The sequence below is a fragment of the Shinella granuli genome, assembly GCF_004341885.1.
GTDB classification, from domain to species: Bacteria; Pseudomonadota; Alphaproteobacteria; order Rhizobiales; family Rhizobiaceae; genus Shinella; species Shinella granuli.
This window is the reverse complement of the sequence record NZ_SLVX01000007.1, coordinates 214,069-231,667: the sequence shown is the minus strand read 5'-3', so window position 1 is coordinate 231,667 and position 17,599 is coordinate 214,069. Positions and strand designations below refer to the sequence as shown.

The following is a 17,599-nucleotide window of genomic DNA, read 5'->3' as shown; positions in this document are numbered from 1 at the left end:
AGCAAACTGGAGTGACGTCGGATGCTCGCCGAAAGATCGACCTATGATGCGCTGTATCGGGATTTCCACTGGCAGATCCCCGAGCGCTTCAACATCGGCACCGCGGTTTCCAATGCCTGGGCGGCACGCGCGCCGGACCGGATCTGTCTTGAGCATTTCCGGCCGGACGCCCCGCCGCTCTCCCTCACCTATGGCGCGCTCGCGGCCCGGTCGGACGCCTTCGCCGCCGCGCTTGCTGCGGAAGGGGTGAAGGCCGGCGACCGCGTCGCCATCCTGCTGCCGCAGGGTTTCGAGACGGTCATATCCCATCTGGCCATCTACAAGCTCGGCGCCATCGCCCTGCCGCTCGCTTTGCTCTTCGGCGCCGATGCGCTCTCCTTCCGGCTGAAGAATGCCGAGGCGAAGGCGATCGTCACCAATCGCTTCGGCCTGGAACGCCTGCAGCCGATCCGGGCGGAGCTGCCGACGCTTGCGCTGGTGATCACCACCGAGCCGGGCACAGACGCCGCGGCAAAATCCTTCGAGGACCTCGTCGCCCGCCATGCCGGCCCCTTCGCGGCCGTCGACAGCGGCCCGGACGATCCGGCCATGATGATCTACACATCGGGCACGACAGGCCCGCCGAAGGGCGCGCTGCACGGCCATCGCGTGCTGCTCGGCCATGTGCCGGGCTTCCAGATGCATCACGAATTCCTGCCGCAGCCGGGCGACCGCATCTGGACGCCCTCCGACTGGGCCTGGGCGGGCGGGCTTCTCAACGTGCTCTTGCCGGCATTGCTGCTCGGCGTGCCCGTCGTCTCCTCGCCGGGCCAGAAATTCGATCCCGACATGGCCTATCGCATCATGCAGGACATGGACGTGCGCAACGCCTTCATCCCGCCGACGGCGCTGCGGCTGATGAAAACGGTGGCGAACCCCCGTGAAAAATACCGGCTCAACCTGCGCACCATCGGCTCGGCCGGCGAATCGCTCGGCCGCGAGACGTGGGAATGGGTGCGCGACACGCTGGGCATCACCATCAACGAGTTCTATGGCCAGACCGAGTGCAACATCGTGCTCGGCTCGATCGGCAAGCTCGGCGTGTCCCGACCGGGGCCGATCGGCAAGCCGGTGCCCGGCCATGTGGTGGCGATCATCGATGCGAACGGCCGGGAAATGCCGCGCGGCACCGTCGGCCAGGTCGCGGTGAAACGGCCCGATCCCGTCATGTTCCTCGGCTACTGGAAGAACGAGAAGGCAACGGCGGAAAAATTCATTGGCGACTGGATGACGACCGGCGATCTCGGCCGCATGGACGAGGAGGGCTACGTCACCTTCTTCGGCCGCGACGACGACGTCATCACCTCCTCCGGCTACCGCATCGGGCCGAGCGAGATCGAGGATTGCCTGGCCGGCCATCCAGCCGTGCAGCTCGCCGCCGCCGTGGGCAAGCCCGATCCGGTGCGCACGGAAATCGTCAAGGCCTATGTGGTGCTGCGCCCCGGCAACGCGCCCTCGGACGCCCTGGCCAGCGATATCCGCGACTGGGTGAAGTCGCGGCTCTCCATGCACGAGTATCCGCGCGAGGTGGATTTCGTCGATGCTTTGCCGCTGACGACCTCCGGCAAGGTCATCCGCCACCTCCTGCGCAAGCGGGCGGCGGAGGAAACGCCGTTCGCCGCCTAGTTCCTTAGCGCTTTCGAATATTGAACCGGGCCGGAATGGCCTCAGCGGCGCGCGAGCGCGCGGATCTTCTCGCGCAGCAGCCGCGCGACATTGCGCGTGTTGCGATAGAGGTGGAGCTGCGTCGCCACCTGGCGCACGTCGCGGTCACGGTTCTGCTGCAGGCCGACGACGAGCGTGCCCATGTCCTCGCGCTCTTCCCAGAAGCGGCTCATGACCGGATGATCCGGCACCGCACAGGAATCGGACCGCGTGATATTGGCGTCGTCGAGATGCCACTCCGTCAGTTCCGCCACCAGCAGCTTGCCGGGCGAGAACTTTGCATATTCCTCGTCATAGGCCGTCTTCCACGTATAGGCCTCGCCGCCCATCATGAAGACGATCATCGAGGCGATGGCGCGACCGTCGAGGTCGAGCGTGTGGATGCGCACGCCGTCGGTCTCGGCAAGGTTGCTGACCGCCTCGCGGGCGAAGGCGGCACGGTAGCGATCGTTGATCATCGCCGTGCGGCCGCGGCCCTTCCAGCCGGAAGCCTCGAGCAACAGGAACTCCTCCATGCGCAGCCGGATATCGGCGGGCTGGCGGGCGACGTTGTAGAAAAGCGCGCCCATCGCGTCGAGCTTGCGCCATTGCCGGCGCAACTCGCGGAAATGTTCCGGCGAGATGGCCTGCTGCAGATAGGTCTGGCCGTCGAGCAGGCTCTCCAGCATCGGCCGGCGATAGGTATCGGTGACGGTGACCGGCAGGTTCCGGCCGATGGCGACGGCGCGCATCAGTTGCGCGAAGGCGCCGTTGAGGCGCAGGTCCGGCAGGACGAGGATGCCCGGCAGGCCGCTGCCGGTGCCGCCGAGGGCTTCCAGCACATTGTCGAGCGTCTCGGCGGCATCCTCGGCATCGACGAGCGGCGTGCCGAGCGGCCCGAACGGGTTCGACCAGGCGCGCAGGATGCTGGAGCCGATGGAAAAGCCCGGCTTCTCGATGGAGAAGGGCATGAGGAAGCGCATGCGGCTGCGCCCGGCGCCCTCGTCGCGCAGCACGGAAAGGCGCACGGTGCGGTCTTCCAGGCGCGGCATGGCGGGCGCGAGGAAGCGGCCGGTGAAGAAGACGTTCGGCTCCATGACGCGGTTCGACAGGAAATCGAGTTCCTGCTGCAGCTCATAGCCGGCCGTCGCCGGATAGAGCGCCAGCGACCGGCCGGGGCGGCCGACGGCGAGGCGCTGGTCCGCCGGCGGGGCATGCGGCAGGGCGGGCGGAATGGCGGCCTGGGCGCGGCCTGCCGCGATCGTGTGGTCGAAGCCGTGGCTATCGGTCATGGCGGTCCATCCCGTTGGCAAGGCTTGCCTGCACCGGATTGGCGAAGGCGAAGAGAATGATGGAGAGTTTCCGGCGCACGACGAGGTGCAGCAGCAGCGCCTCGACGATCATGGCGCCGGCGGTGGCGGCCGCCGCGCCCGTCAGGCCGAAAAGCGGAATGAGCGTGACGTTGAAGCCGATATTCGCCGCCAGCGCCACGGCATAGACGACGACGCAGAGTTTCTGCTGGCCGGCCATGGTGAGCAGCACCTCGCCCGGCCCGATCAGCGCCTTGGCGAGAATGCCGACGAAGAGGATGAACATCAGGCTGTAGCCGGCCGTGAAGGCGGCACCGAACAGCGACAGCAGGAAATGGCCGAGCGCCAGCACGCCGAGCCCGACGGCCAGCGACGGCCAGAAGCTCCAGCGCACCGTCTCGCCGGCAAAGCGCGCCAGCGCCAGCCGGTCGCCGGCCGAAAACAGCGCGGAAAAGCGCGGTGCGGCCGCGGCCTTCACCGAGAAGAAGACGAAATGCACCAGCGCCATGGTCTTCGCCGCGGCGAAATAGATGGCGACGCTTTCCGGGTCGAGATAGAGGCCGACGACGATGACGTCGGAATTGGTGAGCAGGAAGCCGAAGCCCTCGATCAGGAAGATCGGCAGCGCCGCCTTGATCCACAGGGAGAATTCCAGCTTGCGCGGCCCCTTGACGTAGCGCTTGCTGAGCCGTCGCAGGATGTTGAAGAACTGCACGACGGTCGTAAGGTAGGTGGCGGCGAGCGCGGCGACCATGGCGGTGAGCGCGGTGTGCGGCGCGTCCAGGAAAACCGCCAGCACCATGAAGACGAGGATCAGCAGCGGGCGGATGATATAGGTCGGGCTGAGGGCCACCACCGCCCAGCTATGGGCGCGCGCCGTGCTGTCGAGCACGTCTCCGAGCGCGATCATCGGCATGCAGAAGAGACCGACGAAAAGCGGCACCACATAGTAGTCGGCGAAACCGTCATGGAAGAACCAGAGGGCGAGGAGGCCGATGGCCGCCAGCGCCGTCGAGGACAGCATGGCGAAGACACGGGCCGTCGAGGTGAGGCCGCGGATTTCCGCATGCGCGCTGCGCCCCGCATAGTCGGGCAGGAAGCGCACGACGGTGGTGTGGATGCCGAGACAGGACATGTCGCCGAAAATGACGACGAGCGCCCAGACGAAGACGAAGATGCCGTATTCGAATTCGCCCATCATGCGGGCGAGGATGATCTGCGAGAGAAAGGCGATCGCCGCATTGATGACGCGGATGGCGAAGGTGATGAGCGCCATGCGCTGGGCAAGGTTGCGGGGATCGTCGCTGACGAGGATCGTTCCGAGCGCGCGCACCAGCGGCTCCGCCTTGCCGCGCAGGGCCGATGGCAGCAATTTCTCCGCCGACTGAATGACCGCCATCAACACAGGAACCCGTATGCAACGCAGAACTGAACGAGGATCAGTCTTGTCAGATCAGGGTTAACAAACGGTTGGATGGCGGGGGCCGCGCCCTTAAAGAAAATGCCGCCCGGGGGCGGCATTCAAAGGGAGCGAATCAAGAGCCGCATACCTCTCTTCCGTCATGCTCGGGCCTGACCCGAGCATGACGTTGGAGGATGGGCGACGGTTCATAGCCTATGCGCCACTTGCTCCCGCAGCCGGTCAGGCCTGCTCGAAGGCGCCGTGGCAATGCTTGTATTTCTTGCCCGAGCCGCAGGGGCAGGCCTCGTTGCGCGACACGCGGCCCCAGGTCGCCGGATCGTTCGGATCGCGATTTTCCGGCGACACGCCGACGGCCATGAAGCCGCCGCCATTGCCGTCGCCGAAATCGTCCTCGCCGGTGGTGCCGTCGATATGATGGCCCTCCATCTCCGGCGGAACCGGCGCGGGAGCATCGGCGGCCTGGCGCACCAGTTCGACGCGCATCAACTGCGCGGTGACCGTCTGGCGCAGGTTCGCCAGCAGCGCCTGGAAGAGCTCGAAGGCCTCGGCCTTGTATTCCTGCAGCGGATCGCGCTGGGCGTAGCCGCGGAAGCCGATGACGGAGCGCAGGTGGTCGAGGTTGACGATGTGCTCGCGCCAGAGATGATCCAGCGTCTGGAGCAGCACGGAGCGCTCGACATAGGTCATGATCTCGGGGCCGAAACGCTCCGCGCGATCGGCGGCAGCCTGGTCGGTCGCCTTGTGCAGGCGCTCCAGGATGTCCTTCTCGTCGATGCCTTCCTCGGCTGCCCAGGCGTCGATCGGCAGGTCGAGATTGAGCTGTTCGAGAACGCCCTTCTTGAGGCCCGCGACATCCCACTGTTCGGCATAGGCGTTTTCCGGGATGTGCAGGCGGACGAGGTTCTCCACCACTTCGTGGCGCATGTCGCCGACGATTTCGGAGAGGTTCTCGCCGTCCATCAGCTCGATGCGCTGCTCGAAGATGACCTTGCGCTGGTCGTTCAGCACGTCGTCATATTTCAGCAGATTCTTGCGGATGTCGAAGTTGCGCGCCTCGACCTTCTTCTGCGCGCGCTCCAGCGCCTTGTTGATCCAGGGATGGACGATCGCCTCGCCTTCCTTGAGACCGAGCTTTTGCAGCATGGAATCCATGCGCTCGGAGCCGAAGATGCGCATCAGGTCGTCCTGCAGCGACAGGAAGAACTTCGAACGGCCCGGGTCGCCCTGGCGGCCGGAACGGCCGCGCAGCTGGTTGTCGATGCGGCGGCTTTCGTGGCGCTCGGTGGCGAGGACGTAGAGGCCGCCGGCGGCGAGCGCCTGGTCCTTCAGCTTCTTCACCTCGGCGACGATGGCATCGCGCTTGGCATCGCGCTCCGGACCCGGCTCCATCTCGGCAAGCTCGCGCTCCAGGCGCATTTCGAGGTTGCCGCCGAGCTGAATGTCGGTACCGCGGCCGGCCATGTTGGTGGCGATCGTCACGGCACCCGGCACGCCGGCCTGCGAAACGATATAGGCTTCCTGCTCGTGGTAACGGGCGTTGAGAACCTGGAAATCCTTGAAGCCCGACATCTTCAGCCGCTCGGCGAGATACTCGGACTTCTCGATCGAGGTCGTACCGACGAGAACCGGCTGGCCCTTCTCCTTGGCGTCCTTGATCTCCTGGATGATCGCCTTGTACTTCTCCTCGACCGTCCGGTAGACCTCGTCGTCCTCGTCGAGGCGCTGGATCGGCAGGTTGGTCGGCACTTCCACGACGTCGAGGCCGTAGATGTTGCCGAACTCCTCGGCTTCCGTGGACGCCGTGCCGGTCATGCCGCCGAGCTTGGAATACATGCGGAAGTAGTTCTGGAAGGTGATCGAGGCCAGCGTCTGGTTTTCCGGCTGGATCGTGACCTTTTCCTTGGCTTCCAGCGCCTGGTGCTGGCCTTCCGAATAGCGCCGGCCCGGCATCATGCGGCCGGTGAATTCGTCGATGATGACGATCTCGTCGTTGCGGACGATGTAGTCCTTGTCGCGGGTGAAGAGCTTGTGGGCCTTCAGCGCGTTGTTGATGTGGTGGACGATCGCGACGTTCTCGACGTCGTAGAGCGATTCGCCCTTGAGAAGCCCCGCCTGGCGCAGCAGGTTTTCCAGCTTCTCCGTGCCGACTTCGGAGAAGTTCGCCGAACGCTGCTTCTCGTCGATCTCGTAGTCCGCCTCCTCCAGCATGGGAATGAAGGCGTCGATCGTCGTGTAAAGGTCGGAGCGATCGTCGAGCGGGCCGGAAATGATCAGCGGCGTGCGCGCCTCGTCGACGAGGATCGAGTCCACTTCGTCGACGATGGCGAAGAAGTGGCCGCGCTGCACCATCTGGCCGCGCTCGTACTTCATGTTGTCGCGCAGATAATCGAAGCCGAGTTCGTTGTTCGTTGCGTAGGTGATGTCTGAGGCGTAGGCGGCGCGGCGCTGGTCGTCGTCGAGACCGTGCACGATGACGCCGGTCGTCATCCCCAGGAAGCCGTAGATCTTGCCCATCAGCGCGCTGTCGCGCGTCGCGAGGTAGTCGTTCACAGTCACGACATGCACGCCCTTGCCGGCGAGCGCGTTGAGATAGACGGGCAGCGTCGCCACCAGCGTCTTGCCTTCGCCGGTCTTCATCTCGGCGATCGATTTTTCGTGCAGGATCATGCCGCCGATGAGCTGGACGTCGAAGGGACGCAGGCCAAGGACGCGGAAGGCCGCTTCGCGGGCGACGGCAAAGGCCGGAACCAGGATGTCGTCGAGCGTCTTGCCGGCCGCGAGCTGTTCGCGGAATTCCACGGTCTTTGCCCGCAACGCATCATCGGAAAGCGCCTTCATCTGCGGTTCGAGCGCATTGATGGCATCGACGCGGGGCTTGTAGGAGCGGATGCGACGATCGTTCGAGGAACCGAACAACTTGCGGGCTATGCCGCCGAGGCTGACCATCAGGATGGTCCTTTCTTTATGGGCACCCGGCGCGTGACAGGTCGCACGATATTTGCGCGCAAAGCCTTGAGACGCCCGGAAACTGTTCTGGACGCGGGATTGCGTGACAGATAAGAGGGGGGTCGAATGATGTCAACGGCTCAGGCGGTTGCACAACTGCCACATTCTGGTGGTGTTGAGCCGTCTGGCACCGGATATCGGCCCGATTCCGGCGAGGATGTGAAAGGTCTCTTCGATATGTTCAAGTACAGCAAGCTCGCAGCAGTCGCCCTCATCGCGATTGCCGCCGCAAGCACCAGCGTCCGCGCTGAGGATGCGGCGGCCGATCCCGTCATCGCCAAGGTCGGCGCGCTGGAAATCCGCGAATCGGAGCTGAAGCTCGCCATCACCGGCCTCGATCCGCAGCTCGCCAACCTGCCGGACGAGCAGAAGCGCGTCGCCGCCCTTTCCTCGATCATCGACGTGAAGCTGCTCGCCGCCGATGCCGGCAAGGAAGGCCTGCAGGATACGCCCGACTTCAAGCAGCGCCTCGCCTTCCTCACGGATCGCGAGCTGCACAATGCCTATTTCAAGAAGCACGTCGTCGACGCCGTGACCCCGGAAGAGGTGAAGGCGCGCTACGACAAGGAAGTCGCCGCCATCGAGCCGGAAGACGAGATCCGCGCCCGCCACATCCTCGTCAAGACCGAGGAAGAGGCCAAGGCCATCATCAAGGACCTCGACGCCGGCAAGGACTTCGTCGAGATCGCCAAGGAAAAGTCGACCGACCCGAACAAGTCCGAAGGCGGCGACCTCGGCTATTTCGGCAAGGGCCGCATGGTTCCGGAATTCGAGACGGCCGCCTTCGCGCTGGAGAAGGGCGCCTATTCCAAGGAGCCGGTGAAGAGCCAGTTCGGCTTCCACGTCATCAAGATCGAGGACAAGCGCAAGCAGCAGCCCCCGGCGCTCGACCAGGTCGAAAGCCAGGTTCGTCAGCTCGTCATGCGCGACAAGTATCTGGAGCTCCTGGAAAAGGCCAAGGCCGCAGCCCCCGTCGACATCCAGGACGCCGCGCTGAAGACCGCCTATGACGCGGTCAACAAGCCGGAAGCCGCGGGTGAAGGCGAAGCCGCGCCGGAAACCGAAGGCCAGCAGTAATCGACAACGGCCCGGCAGCCGCCGGGCCTTTCTTGACAGGAAAGCACGATGTCCGGTTCCCTCTCTCCGCTCGCTCCCAAAACCTATGCCGAGATGCCGCCGGTGCGCGGCGTGCGCATGGCGACCGCCGCCGCCGGGATCAAGTACAAGGGTCGGACGGACGTGCTGATGATGGTGTTCGACCGCCCCGCAACCGTCGCCGGCGTCTTCACCCGCTCCAAGTGCCCCTCGGCGCCGGTCGATTTCTGCCGCGCCAACCTGCCCGGCGGGATCGCCCGCGCTGTGGTGGTCAATTCCGGCAATGCGAACGCCTTCACCGGCCGCAAGGGCCGCGAATCGACGAAGATGACCGCGGAAGCCGCCGCAGGGGCCGTCGGCTGCAGCGAAGGCGAGGTCTTCCTCGCCTCGACCGGCGTCATCGGCGAGCCGCTCGACGCGACGAAATTCTCCGGCGTGCTCGACAGCCTCGCCGCCTCCGGCACGGAGGACTTCTGGTTCGAGGCCGCCAAGGCCATCATGACGACGGACACCTATCCGAAGGTCGCCACGCGCACGGCCGAGCTCGGCGGCGTCACCGTGCGCATCAACGGCATCGCCAAGGGCGCCGGCATGATCGCGCCCGACATGGCGACCATGCTTTCCTTCGTCGTGACGGATGCGGATATCCCGGCACCGGTGCTGCAATCGCTGCTGTCGGCCGGCGCCGGCCCGACCTTCAATTCCGTCACCGTCGACAGCGACACCTCGACCTCCGACACGCTGATGCTTTTTGCGACCGGCGCGGCCGAAGGCCAGGCGCCCGTCACCGCGGACGATGCCGCGCTCGATGATTTCCGCGCGGCGCTGAACGACCTCTTGCGCGACCTCGCGCTCCAGGTCGTGCGCGACGGCGAGGGCGCGCGCAAGATGGTGGAAATCACCGTCGAGGGTGCCGAAAACGACGCGGCGGCCAAGCGCATCGCGCTCTCCATCGCCAATTCGCCGCTGGTCAAGACCGCGGTTGCCGGCGAGGACGCCAATTGGGGCCGCATCGTCATGGCCGTCGGCAAATCCGGCGAGATGGCCGACCGCGACCGTCTCGCCATCTGGTTCGGCGACGTGCGCGTCGCCGTCGACGGCGAGCGCGACCCCGCCTATTCCGAAGAGGCGGCCACCGCCGTCATGAAGCGCCAGGACATCCCTGTCCGCGTCGAGATCGGCCTCGGCACCGGCAAGGCGACCGTCTGGACCTGCGACCTCACCAAGGAATATGTCGAGATCAACGGCGACTATCGCAGCTAAAGCGGTTCCAGCAGAAGTGTGCAGCGATTTTGCTCCCGGTACCGCGCAGAAATAGAGGCCTGGCAGCGTGACGCCATCAGAAGAAAACATCAGCGATCTGCCGAAAGTCCGCCGGCTCGAGGCCGTCGGCTTCCGCGCCTGGCCGGCCGCGTCCGTGCATTATGACGGAAGCTGGCTCTTCCGCCTGACCGCCGGCCACCCCTCGCGCCGGCTGAATTCGGTGAACCCGCTCGACCCGTCCGACATCCGCGACCTCGACATCCGCCTCCAGAAGGCGGCGAAGAAGTTTTCCGACTACGGCCGCCCGCTCCTGGTGCGCCAGACGCCGCTGACCCCGCCGAAGCTTGTCGCCCATATGGATGCGGCCGGCTGGGCGGAGGCGGGCCGCACCATCGTCATGATGGCGGACCTTGCGACGCTGCCGCGCGACGAAGGCCTCGACCATCTGCCGAGCCGCGACGTCGGCCGCTTCGTCGACGCCCGCATCCGCGTTGCCGGCGACGACCCGGCGCTGAAGCCCGGCCTCACCGAGATCATCAACGCCATCAAGCCGGAAACCGGCCTCTTCATCTTCGAGGAGCCCGATTTCGGCCCGACGGCCGTGGCGATCGCCGTGCATGACAACGACCTCGTCGGCATCCTCCAGCTCGGCGTCGTAAAAGAGCAGCGCGGCAGCGGCCTCGGCACCGCGGTCCTCCACGCCGCCCTGCGCTGGGCGAAGCTGAAGGGCGCCCGCCAGGCCTGGGTGCAGGTCGAGGCCGACAACGCCGCCGCCATCGCGCTCTACCGCCGAGCCGGCTTCAAGGACGTCTACCAGTACAGCTACCGGGGGCCTGCCGCGGCATGAGCGAGATCGAAACGAAACCCCGCCGCATCCTGCTCGTCGCCGCCTGCGCGCTCGTCGATGCCGATGGCCGCATCCTCCTGGCACAGCGTCCGGAAGGAAAGGCGCTCGCCGGTCTCTGGGAGTTTCCCGGCGGCAAGGTGGAGCCCGGCGAAACGCCGGAGGAGACGCTGATCCGCGAACTGGACGAGGAGCTCGGCATCCGCACGAAGGTCGCCTGCCTCGCCCCGCTGACCTTCGCCAGCCACACCTATGACGACTTCCACCTCCTGATGCCGCTCTATATCTGCCGCCGCTTCGAGGGCACCGCGCATGGCCGCGAGGGACAGGCGATCAAGTGGGTGCGCCCGAAGGCGTTGCGCGACTACCCGATGCCGCCGGCCGACGAGCCGCTCATTCCCTTCCTGATGGACCTTCTCTGAACGGAACGGCAGGGATTTACCCCGTCTTTTTCAGTCTCCGTTAAGCAATCGTTTAGCACCATGGTTCAAAGATTGGGTCTAACGTTGCAATGAATGCCTACGAGACCCTCAGATGCGTGACGAAGACTTCTGGAAAACCGTTCAGGAGAAGGATTTCACGCCGGCCGGCGACAGCCGGACGGGCGCGCTCAACCTTGCCCTGCTCTTCGGCACCGCCGTCATCGCGCTTGCTCTGGTTCTGACCCCGGTCCTCTCCGCAAAGACCGACAAGCGCATGATGGCGAATGTGCCCGATGAATTCGACATGATCTCGACGGGCTCGATCCCGTCGGAAGGCGGAAAACGCTATACGGTGCGCCGCAGCGTCCTGCAGGAAATGCCCGGTGCCGTATGCATCGTCAACGGCAACGGTATCAGCAACGGCTGCTGAAGAGACATGGACATGCGCAAAGGGCGCGGGAGAGTGGAATGGTGCCGAAATTGCTGAAATCATTCTGCTCCGACCGCGCCGGCGGCACGGCCATCGAATACGGGCTCCTGCTGGCGCTCATCTCGATCGGCCTGCTGGCCGGCCTCGAAGCCTTCAGCAACGGCCTCTCCGATACCCTCACCACGATCTCGAACAGCATGGACTCCGCCGGCAAGAAATAGCCGGTCAGCCGCGGCCGCCCTGCTTCAGCGCATCGGCAAGGCGCATCCTCGCCGAGCCGGGCTTCAGCGGCTTCTGCTGGCTTTCGTGCGGCGCCCAGCCCGATACATAGATGACCGAAAAGCTCGCGCGGATGCGCCCGTCCGGATCGGAGAAGCGTTCCGCATAAAGCTCCGCCGCGCGCAGGAGGACGCCGCGCGTGAGCGGCCGGCGGCTGCGGCCGGCAAGCGGATTGGCCATGCCCATGGCCCGCAGGTCCTTCATCAGCGGAAAGATCGAATCATAGCGCACCGTATAGGTCTCCCGGTCCGTCACCGGCAGGGCGAAGCCGCCGCGCTGGAGAAGCGCGCCGACATCGCGCACATCCGGGAAGGGGATGACCCGCGGGCTCGCCCCGCCCGTCATCTCGCTTTCCGCCGCAAGCAGCACCTCGCGCAGTTCCTGCAGGGTGCCGCTGCCGGGGATGGCCGCAAGGAACAGCCCGTCCGGCTTCAGCGCACGGCGGATCTGCACGAAGACACCCGGCGTGTCGTTGGTGAGGTGCAGCGCCAGCGGCGAGACGATGAGGTTGGCCGACTGCGGCTCCAGCGGCACCGTTTCGAGCGGCGACACCGTCAGCGCCTCGCCCGGCGCGGCGAACCGCGCGTCGCTTTCCACCCGCTCCATCCCGTCCACCTTGCCTGTCGCGACGACCGCCCGTGCGGCGGCACCGGTGTGGCCGTGCAGCTCGACGGCCCGCTCGAAGCGGCGCTCGATGACGCTGAGGCGCTCGGCAAGCTCGCGCGCCACCACGTCGAGCAGGAAGTCCGCCGGCTCGCCGGCAAGCGCGCGCCGTCGGTTCGTGTCGATCAGGGATTGGTCGAAGAGCGTTTCCATGGGAGAGGTCCGGTTCGCAATTCCATTCGCTTTGGCCGCTTGGACCGACTATTGTCAACCGCATGGGCGAAATCGAGGCCGAGGCAGCGCCGGCAGTCCCGCTCCGGCAGGCCCTTGCCCGCCGGCTGCGCGGCCTTGCGGGCAGCGCCCTCGACCTCGTCTATCCGCCGGCCTGCGCGGGCTGCGGCGTGCTGCTCGGCAGCCGTGCAGGCCTCTGCCCGCGGTGCTGGTCGAAGCTCGCCCTGATCGAGCGCCCCTATTGCGAGGTGCTCGGCACCCCCTTCTCGCACGATCTCGGCCCGGGCATCCTCAGCGCCGACGCCATCGCCAACCCGCCGCCTTTCGACCGGCTGCGCTCCGTCGCGCTTTACGACGACCTTGCCCGCGTGCTCGTCCATGCGCTGAAATACCGCGACCGCACCGATCTCGCGCCGATGATGGCCGGGTGGATGCTGCGGGCCGGCGACGGTACCGTGGAGGCCGCGGACGCCATCGTCCCCGTTCCCCTGCATCGCTTCCGCCTCCTCTGGCGCAAGTTCAACCAGTCGTCGGAACTTGCCCGCGCGCTCGGCGGGCTTTCCGGCCGGCCCGTTCTCGTCGATGCCGTGCGCCGCACGAAACGCACCCGCCGCCAGATCGGCCTCGGGCCTCGCGCCCGCGAGGAGAACGTGCGCGGCGCCTTCACCGTCACGCCGGAGGGCCGCGAGGCGCTGTTCGGCCGCCGCGTGGTGCTCGTCGACGACGTCTATACGACCGGGGCCACCGTTTCGGCCGTCACGCGCGCGCTGAAACGGGCGGGCGCCGCCGACATCACCGTTTTGACCTTTGCAAGGGCGCTTCCCGGACCTATATGAAAGACAAGGTTTTCCAAGCTTTGGAGCAGGAGAATATGGCTTCGGTCGTCATCTATACGCGTCAGTTCTGCGGCTATTGCAGCGCCGCCAAGAAACTTCTCGAAACCAAGGGTGTGGCCTACCAGGAGCATGACGCGACCTATGCGCCGGAGATCCGCCAGGAGATGATCAAGCGCGCCAACGGCCGCAGCACCTTCCCGCAGATCTTCATCGACGAACGCCATGTCGGCGGCTGCGACGACCTGCATGCGCTGGAGCGCGCCGGCGAGCTCGACGCCCTGCTCGCCGCCTGAGGACCTTTTCATGACCGCAACGATCGCCGCCCTCCAGATGTGCTCCGGGACCGATCCCGTCCGCAATGTCGAGACGATGCGGCGCCTCGTGCGCGAAGCGGCCGCCAAGGGCGCCGTCTATGTCCAGACGCCGGAAATGACCGGCGCGCTCCAGCGCGACCGCGCGGGGCTGCGCGCCATCCTGCGCATGGAGGCCGACGATCTCGTGGTCGCCGCCGCGGCCGAACTTGCCGCCGAGCTCGGCATCCACGTGCATGTCGGCTCCACCGCCATCGCGCTTGCCGACGGCAAGGTCGCCAATCGCGGCTTCCTGTTCGGCCCCGATGGCGGACAGGTCTGCACATACGACAAGATCCACATGTTCGACGTCGATCTCGACAATGGCGAAAGCTGGCGCGAGAGCGCGGTCTATTCGCCGGGCGTCGTCGCGCGCATGGCGGACCTTCCCTTCGCACGGCTCGGCTTTGCCATCTGCTACGACGTGCGCTTCCCCGAGCTCTTCAAGATACAGGCTCAGGCCGGTGCCGAGATCATCTCCGTTCCCGCCGCCTTCACGCGGCAGACCGGCGAAGCCCATTGGGAAACGCTGCTGCGCGCCCGCGCCATCGAGAACGGCGTCTACATCATCGCCGCCGCGCAGGCCGGCGTGCACGAGGACGGCCGCGAGACCTTCGGCCATTCCATGATCATCGACCCGTGGGGCCGCGTCCTGGCCAGCGCCGGCGGCACGGGCGAAGCCATCGTGCTCGCCGAAGTCGACAGCGCCGCCGTCAAGGCCGCGCATGACAAGATCCCCAACCTGCGCAACGGGCGCACCTTCACGCTGGAAACGGCGAAGGCGCCTGCGAAGGGAGGCGTTGCCGCTTGATCCGCTACGAGCTTTCCTGTGACAACGGGCACGCCTTCGAAGGGTGGTTCGGCTCGGCGGACGATTTCGACCGCCAGCAGAAGCGGGCGCTCGTCTCCTGTCCCACCTGCGGCTCCACCCATGTCGCCAAGCGCCTGATGGCGCCCTCCGTCTCGACCGCCCGCAAGAAGGAGCGCCGCCAGGAGCTCGTGGTGCAGGCCGGCCAGAAGGAGATGATGAACAAGCTTCGGGAGATCGTCTCGACCATCCGCGCCAATTCGGAGGATGTCGGCGAGCGTTTTCCCGAAGAAGCGCGCAAGATCCATTACGGCGAGGCCGAACAGCGCGGCCTGATCGGCCGGGCCTCGGCGGACGAGGTGCGCGAGCTGCTGGAGGAGGGCGTCGAGGTCGCGCCGCTTCCCGTCCTGCCCGACGAAACCAACTGATGCGCGGCCACCATCTCGCGATCTACAATTTCGGCCTGCATGTCGATGACTACGAAAGCCCGCGCGTCGAAGGCTTTCGCCTGCGCGAACCGCTGAATTTCGAGGCGGCGAACCGGGCGGAGGGCTTCATCGGCCGTTCCGGCTATGAGGGCGAGCCGGGGCCGGAAAGCTGGGGCGAGAAGGCCTATCCCCGCTTCATCGCCGGCAGCGGCTTTGCCGATGCCCCCTCCTCGCTCTCGCTGTGGAGCGGGCTCGAAGCGCTGATGGCCTTCACCTACAATGGCGTGCACGCCGACGCCCTGAAACACGCCCGCAACTGGAACCAGCGGCAGGCCTGGCCTGCCCTCGTGCTCTGGTGGGTGGCGGAAGGCACCCGGCCTCTCTGGGCTGATGGCGCCGAGCGGCTGGAGCATCTTGCCGATCACGGCCCGTCGCCGCGCGCCTTCACCTTCAAGACGGCCTTTTGCCCCGACGGCAACACCGTCGACATCGACCGCGAAAGCGTGAAGACGATAGCCGCGCGCAATGCGACCGGGCAACAGGACCTGCTGGCCGTCGCGAAGACGTTGAAGGCGTGACCTGAGCTTCCGTGCGGGCCGGCTTCAGGCGGAGGCGCGGCGCGCCACCATCATGTAGTTCACGTCCATGTCCTTCGACAGGTTCCACTGGTTGGACAGCGGGTTGAAGAACACGCCGGTGCAATCGGTCACCGTCAGCCCCGAGGCCGTCAGCGGCTTTTCGATTTCCTCCGGGCGCACCAGCTTTTCATATTGATGGGTGCCGCGCGGCAGCCAGCGCAGCACGTTCTCCGCCGCGAAGATCGCCAGCGCCGCCGCCTTCAGCGTGCGGTTGATCGTGGCGACGAACATCATGCCGCCCGGACGCACCATGGAGGCGCAGGTGGTGAGGAAGAAATCGACGTCGGAGACGTGCTCGACCACTTCCATGTTGAGCACGACGTCGAAGGTCTCGCCGGCTTCCGCCAACGCCTCGGCGGTCACGGCCCGGTAGTCGACCGGAACGCCGCTGCCCGCCGCATGGGCCTTGGCGATGCCGATGTTCTTTTCCGAGGCATCCGCACCGAGCACATCCGCCCCCATGCGCGCCATCGGCTCGGAGAGCAGGCCACCGCCGCAGCCGATATCGAGGATGCGCAGGCCCTCCAGCGGGCGATGCGCCGCGGGGTCGCGGCCGAACTGACCGGATACGAGATCGCGGATATAGGTGAGGCGGACCGGATTGAACTTGTGCAAGGGCCGGAACTTTCCGGCCGGATCCCACCACTCGGCCGCCATCGCCGAGAAGCGGTCGACTTCCGCCTGGTCGATCGTCGTGCGGGCTGCCTCGCTCATGGCTCGTCTCCTTCGCGTCCGTGTCCCCCGTGAAGTCGGCCTCCCTGGGGCGGATGTCAAGGGTCGAATGCGGAAGGAGACGAAGTGAAGCGGTTCAGCCGAGCCGCGTCGCCCGGAGCCGGTCCTCGTCGAGGACCACGCCGAGGCCGGGCGTTTCACCCAGCACCAGCCAGCCGTCCTCGTGCCGCAGCGGCGCTTGCAGCGGGTAGTCACGGCGCGCCTCGCTCCATTCCGGCCCGTCATAGGGATATTCGAGGAAGGGTGCATCACCCGCCCCCGCCGTCAGATGCGCATTGGCGAGCACGCCGATGCCGTTCGTCCAGGAATGCGGAGTGAAGGCGACGCCCGCCTCGCGCGCCTGGAAGGCGAGCCGCCGGCATCCCGTGATGCCGCCGACCAACGCCACGTCCGGCTGGATCACGTCGAAGGCGCGCTCCTCGATGATGTCGCGGAACTCATAGAGCTCGCGCGTCATCTCCCCGCCCGCGATGCGCACGCTCGTCGCCTCTTTCAACGCCTTCATGCCCTTGCGGTCGGAGCGGTGCAGTGGCTCCTCCATCCAGTAGATGCCGAGCCGTTCCAGCTCCCGCGCGACGACGAGCGCATCCTTGAAGGTCCAGGAGAGCGTCGTGTCCCAGGGCATGCGCCAACCCTGGTTGCAGTCGACCATCAGCTCCAGCCGGTCACCGACGCGCGCGCGGATCGCCTCCAGCGCCTTCACGTCCTCGCGCCAGTCGTTGCGCCCGCCGGCGGAGGAGGAGAACCGCACCTTCATCGCCGGAAAGCCTTCCGCGATGTAGCGCTCGGCCTGGTCGGCCATGGCGGCGGGCTCGCGCAGCACGCCGGAGGACGCATAGAGCCGCACCCGGTCGGCACGGCCGCCGAGCATGCGCCAGACCGGCTCGCCCGTCACCTTGCCTGCGAGGTCCCAGAGCGCCAGGTCGAGTGGCCAGCAGCGGCCATAGTGGAAATTGATATGCGAAAGCACCTCGTAATGCCGTTCGAGATGGCGCGGGTCCGCACCGATGAACAGGTCCTCGTGGCCCTCGAACCCCTTCATCAGGTCGCCGGAGCCGATACCTTCGCGACCTTCTTCGTCACGCACGCGCACGATCGTCGCGTCGAAATGGTTGCGTGGGCGCCCGTCCCAGCTCGCCTTGAACGGCGGATCGAGCGGCAGCCGGTGATGGCTGATGCCGATGGAAACGATCCTGCTCATGCGCTCCTCCCCTGGAC

The 17,599-nt window shown here is 66.4% G+C and carries 18 protein-coding genes; 12 read left to right on the top strand and 6 right to left on the bottom strand.

The window, feature by feature from the left end; translation table 11 throughout:
- The first annotated feature begins 21 nt into the window (after positions 1-21).
- On the top strand, positions 22-1,665 hold the full coding sequence (locus EV665_RS14185; protein ID WP_133034568.1) for an AMP-binding protein: 1,644 nt from the start codon (positions 22-24) through the stop codon (positions 1,663-1,665).
- Between the two features lie 41 nt (positions 1,666-1,706).
- Here the strand turns inward: EV665_RS14185 and EV665_RS14180 are convergent, their stop codons facing one another.
- The 3 genes from EV665_RS14180 to secA form a co-directional block, all read right to left on the bottom strand.
- Positions 1,707-2,975, bottom strand: a complete 1,269-nt coding sequence (locus EV665_RS14180; protein WP_084438152.1) for a GNAT family N-acetyltransferase — start codon at positions 2,973-2,975, stop codon at positions 1,707-1,709.
- Entirely contained in the window at positions 2,965-4,392 is a 1,428-nt protein-coding gene (locus EV665_RS14175; RefSeq protein ID WP_133034567.1) for a lipopolysaccharide biosynthesis protein, read from the bottom strand. Before EV665_RS14175 ends, EV665_RS14180 begins: the two co-directional genes overlap by 11 nt.
- A 243-nt stretch (positions 4,393-4,635) precedes the next feature.
- Positions 4,636-7,362, bottom strand: coding sequence for a preprotein translocase subunit SecA (gene secA / locus EV665_RS14170; RefSeq protein ID WP_064331706.1), 2,727 nt, complete (start codon positions 7,360-7,362; stop codon positions 4,636-4,638).
- A gap of 237 nt (positions 7,363-7,599) precedes the next feature.
- Between secA and EV665_RS14165 the strand changes: the two genes are divergently transcribed.
- The 6 genes from EV665_RS14165 (at position 7,600) to EV665_RS14140 (ending at position 11,697) form a co-directional block, all read left to right on the top strand.
- Complete coding sequence (locus EV665_RS14165) at positions 7,600-8,499, top strand: peptidylprolyl isomerase (protein ID WP_064331707.1); 900 nt, start codon at positions 7,600-7,602, stop codon at positions 8,497-8,499.
- 48 nt (positions 8,500-8,547) lie between these two features.
- The gene (gene argJ / locus EV665_RS14160; RefSeq protein ID WP_133034566.1) at positions 8,548-9,780 is read left to right on the top strand and encodes a bifunctional glutamate N-acetyltransferase/amino-acid acetyltransferase ArgJ; all 1,233 of its coding nucleotides are present in this window, start codon (positions 8,548-8,550) and stop codon (positions 9,778-9,780) included.
- A gap of 67 nt (positions 9,781-9,847) precedes the next feature.
- On the top strand, positions 9,848-10,627 hold the full coding sequence (locus tag EV665_RS14155; RefSeq protein WP_245507716.1) for a GNAT family N-acetyltransferase: 780 nt from the start codon (positions 9,848-9,850) through the stop codon (positions 10,625-10,627).
- Positions 10,624-11,046: an 8-oxo-dGTP diphosphatase MutT gene (mutT, locus tag EV665_RS14150; RefSeq protein WP_064331710.1), complete on the top strand. Its 423-nt coding sequence runs from the start codon at positions 10,624-10,626 to the stop codon at positions 11,044-11,046. Before EV665_RS14155 ends, mutT begins: the two co-directional genes overlap by 4 nt.
- A 112-nt stretch (positions 11,047-11,158) precedes the next feature.
- Positions 11,159-11,476, top strand: a complete 318-nt coding sequence (locus EV665_RS14145) for a hypothetical protein (RefSeq protein WP_064331711.1) — start codon at positions 11,159-11,161, stop codon at positions 11,474-11,476.
- Positions 11,477-11,514: 38 nt separating this feature from the next.
- The gene (locus EV665_RS14140; protein WP_064331712.1) at positions 11,515-11,697 is read left to right on the top strand and encodes a Flp family type IVb pilin; all 183 of its coding nucleotides are present in this window, start codon (positions 11,515-11,517) and stop codon (positions 11,695-11,697) included.
- A gap of 4 nt (positions 11,698-11,701) precedes the next feature.
- Here the strand turns inward: EV665_RS14140 and EV665_RS14135 are convergent, their stop codons facing one another.
- Positions 11,702-12,571, bottom strand: coding sequence for a methyltransferase domain-containing protein (locus tag EV665_RS14135; RefSeq protein ID WP_133034565.1), 870 nt, complete (start codon positions 12,569-12,571; stop codon positions 11,702-11,704).
- 62 nt (positions 12,572-12,633) lie between these two features.
- Here EV665_RS14135 and EV665_RS14130 point away from each other — a divergent pair, with 62 nt between their 5' ends.
- Genes EV665_RS14130 through EV665_RS14110 form a run of 5 tightly spaced genes read left to right on the top strand, consistent with a single transcriptional unit; the run spans position 12,634 to position 15,589 of the window.
- Positions 12,634-13,425, top strand: a complete 792-nt coding sequence (locus EV665_RS14130) for a ComF family protein (RefSeq protein WP_133034564.1) — start codon at positions 12,634-12,636, stop codon at positions 13,423-13,425.
- A 35-nt stretch (positions 13,426-13,460) separates the two neighbouring features.
- The gene (gene grxC / locus EV665_RS14125; protein ID WP_064331715.1) at positions 13,461-13,718 is read left to right on the top strand and encodes a glutaredoxin 3; all 258 of its coding nucleotides are present in this window, start codon (positions 13,461-13,463) and stop codon (positions 13,716-13,718) included.
- 10 nt (positions 13,719-13,728) lie between these two features.
- A complete protein-coding gene (locus EV665_RS14120; RefSeq protein ID WP_133034563.1) occupies positions 13,729-14,586 on the top strand; it encodes a carbon-nitrogen hydrolase family protein in 858 nt (285 codons plus the stop codon).
- Complete coding sequence (locus EV665_RS14115; RefSeq protein ID WP_064331717.1) at positions 14,583-15,011, top strand: DUF1178 family protein; 429 nt, start codon at positions 14,583-14,585, stop codon at positions 15,009-15,011. Before EV665_RS14120 ends, EV665_RS14115 begins: the two co-directional genes overlap by 4 nt.
- The gene (locus EV665_RS14110; RefSeq protein ID WP_133034562.1) at positions 15,011-15,589 is read left to right on the top strand and encodes a DUF3291 domain-containing protein; all 579 of its coding nucleotides are present in this window, start codon (positions 15,011-15,013) and stop codon (positions 15,587-15,589) included. Before EV665_RS14115 ends, EV665_RS14110 begins: the two co-directional genes overlap by 1 nt.
- 24 nt (positions 15,590-15,613) lie before the next feature.
- Here EV665_RS14110 and ubiG read toward each other — a convergent pair whose 3' ends face one another.
- Positions 15,614-16,363 (bottom strand): bifunctional 2-polyprenyl-6-hydroxyphenol methylase/3-demethylubiquinol 3-O-methyltransferase UbiG, encoded by a 750-nt coding sequence (gene ubiG, locus EV665_RS14105; protein ID WP_133034561.1) that lies wholly within the window; start codon positions 16,361-16,363, stop codon positions 15,614-15,616.
- Positions 16,364-16,457: 94 nt separating this feature from the next.
- Positions 16,458-17,582, bottom strand: a complete 1,125-nt coding sequence (locus tag EV665_RS14100; RefSeq protein ID WP_133034560.1) for a mandelate racemase/muconate lactonizing enzyme family protein — start codon at positions 17,580-17,582, stop codon at positions 16,458-16,460.
- Positions 17,583-17,599: the final 17 nt, after the last annotated feature.

Excerpts from the sequence above, each read along its gene's own strand:
- EV665_RS14185 (WP_133034568.1), top strand. The coding sequence starts at position 22 with ATGCTCGCCGAAAGATCGACCTATGATGCGCTGTATCGGGATTTCCAC.
- EV665_RS14180 (WP_084438152.1), bottom strand. The coding sequence starts at position 2,975 with ATGACCGATAGCCACGGCTTCGACCACACGATCGCGGCAGGCCGCGCC.
- EV665_RS14175 (WP_133034567.1), bottom strand. The coding sequence starts at position 4,392 with ATGGCGGTCATTCAGTCGGCGGAGAAATTGCTGCCATCGGCCCTGCGC.
- secA (WP_064331706.1), bottom strand. The coding sequence starts at position 7,362 with ATGGTCAGCCTCGGCGGCATAGCCCGCAAGTTGTTCGGTTCCTCGAAC.
- EV665_RS14165 (WP_064331707.1), top strand. The coding sequence starts at position 7,600 with ATGTTCAAGTACAGCAAGCTCGCAGCAGTCGCCCTCATCGCGATTGCC.
- argJ (WP_133034566.1), top strand. The coding sequence starts at position 8,548 with ATGTCCGGTTCCCTCTCTCCGCTCGCTCCCAAAACCTATGCCGAGATG.
- mutT (WP_064331710.1), top strand. The coding sequence starts at position 10,624 with ATGAGCGAGATCGAAACGAAACCCCGCCGCATCCTGCTCGTCGCCGCC.
- EV665_RS14145 (WP_064331711.1), top strand. The coding sequence starts at position 11,159 with ATGCGTGACGAAGACTTCTGGAAAACCGTTCAGGAGAAGGATTTCACG.
- EV665_RS14140 (WP_064331712.1), top strand. The coding sequence starts at position 11,515 with ATGGTGCCGAAATTGCTGAAATCATTCTGCTCCGACCGCGCCGGCGGC.
- EV665_RS14135 (WP_133034565.1), bottom strand. The coding sequence starts at position 12,571 with ATGGAAACGCTCTTCGACCAATCCCTGATCGACACGAACCGACGGCGC.
- EV665_RS14130 (WP_133034564.1), top strand. The coding sequence starts at position 12,634 with ATGGGCGAAATCGAGGCCGAGGCAGCGCCGGCAGTCCCGCTCCGGCAG.
- grxC (WP_064331715.1), top strand. The coding sequence starts at position 13,461 with ATGGCTTCGGTCGTCATCTATACGCGTCAGTTCTGCGGCTATTGCAGC.
- EV665_RS14120 (WP_133034563.1), top strand. The coding sequence starts at position 13,729 with ATGACCGCAACGATCGCCGCCCTCCAGATGTGCTCCGGGACCGATCCC.
- EV665_RS14110 (WP_133034562.1), top strand. The coding sequence starts at position 15,011 with ATGCGCGGCCACCATCTCGCGATCTACAATTTCGGCCTGCATGTCGAT.
- ubiG (WP_133034561.1), bottom strand. The coding sequence starts at position 16,363 with ATGAGCGAGGCAGCCCGCACGACGATCGACCAGGCGGAAGTCGACCGC.
- EV665_RS14100 (WP_133034560.1), bottom strand. The coding sequence starts at position 17,582 with ATGAGCAGGATCGTTTCCATCGGCATCAGCCATCACCGGCTGCCGCTC.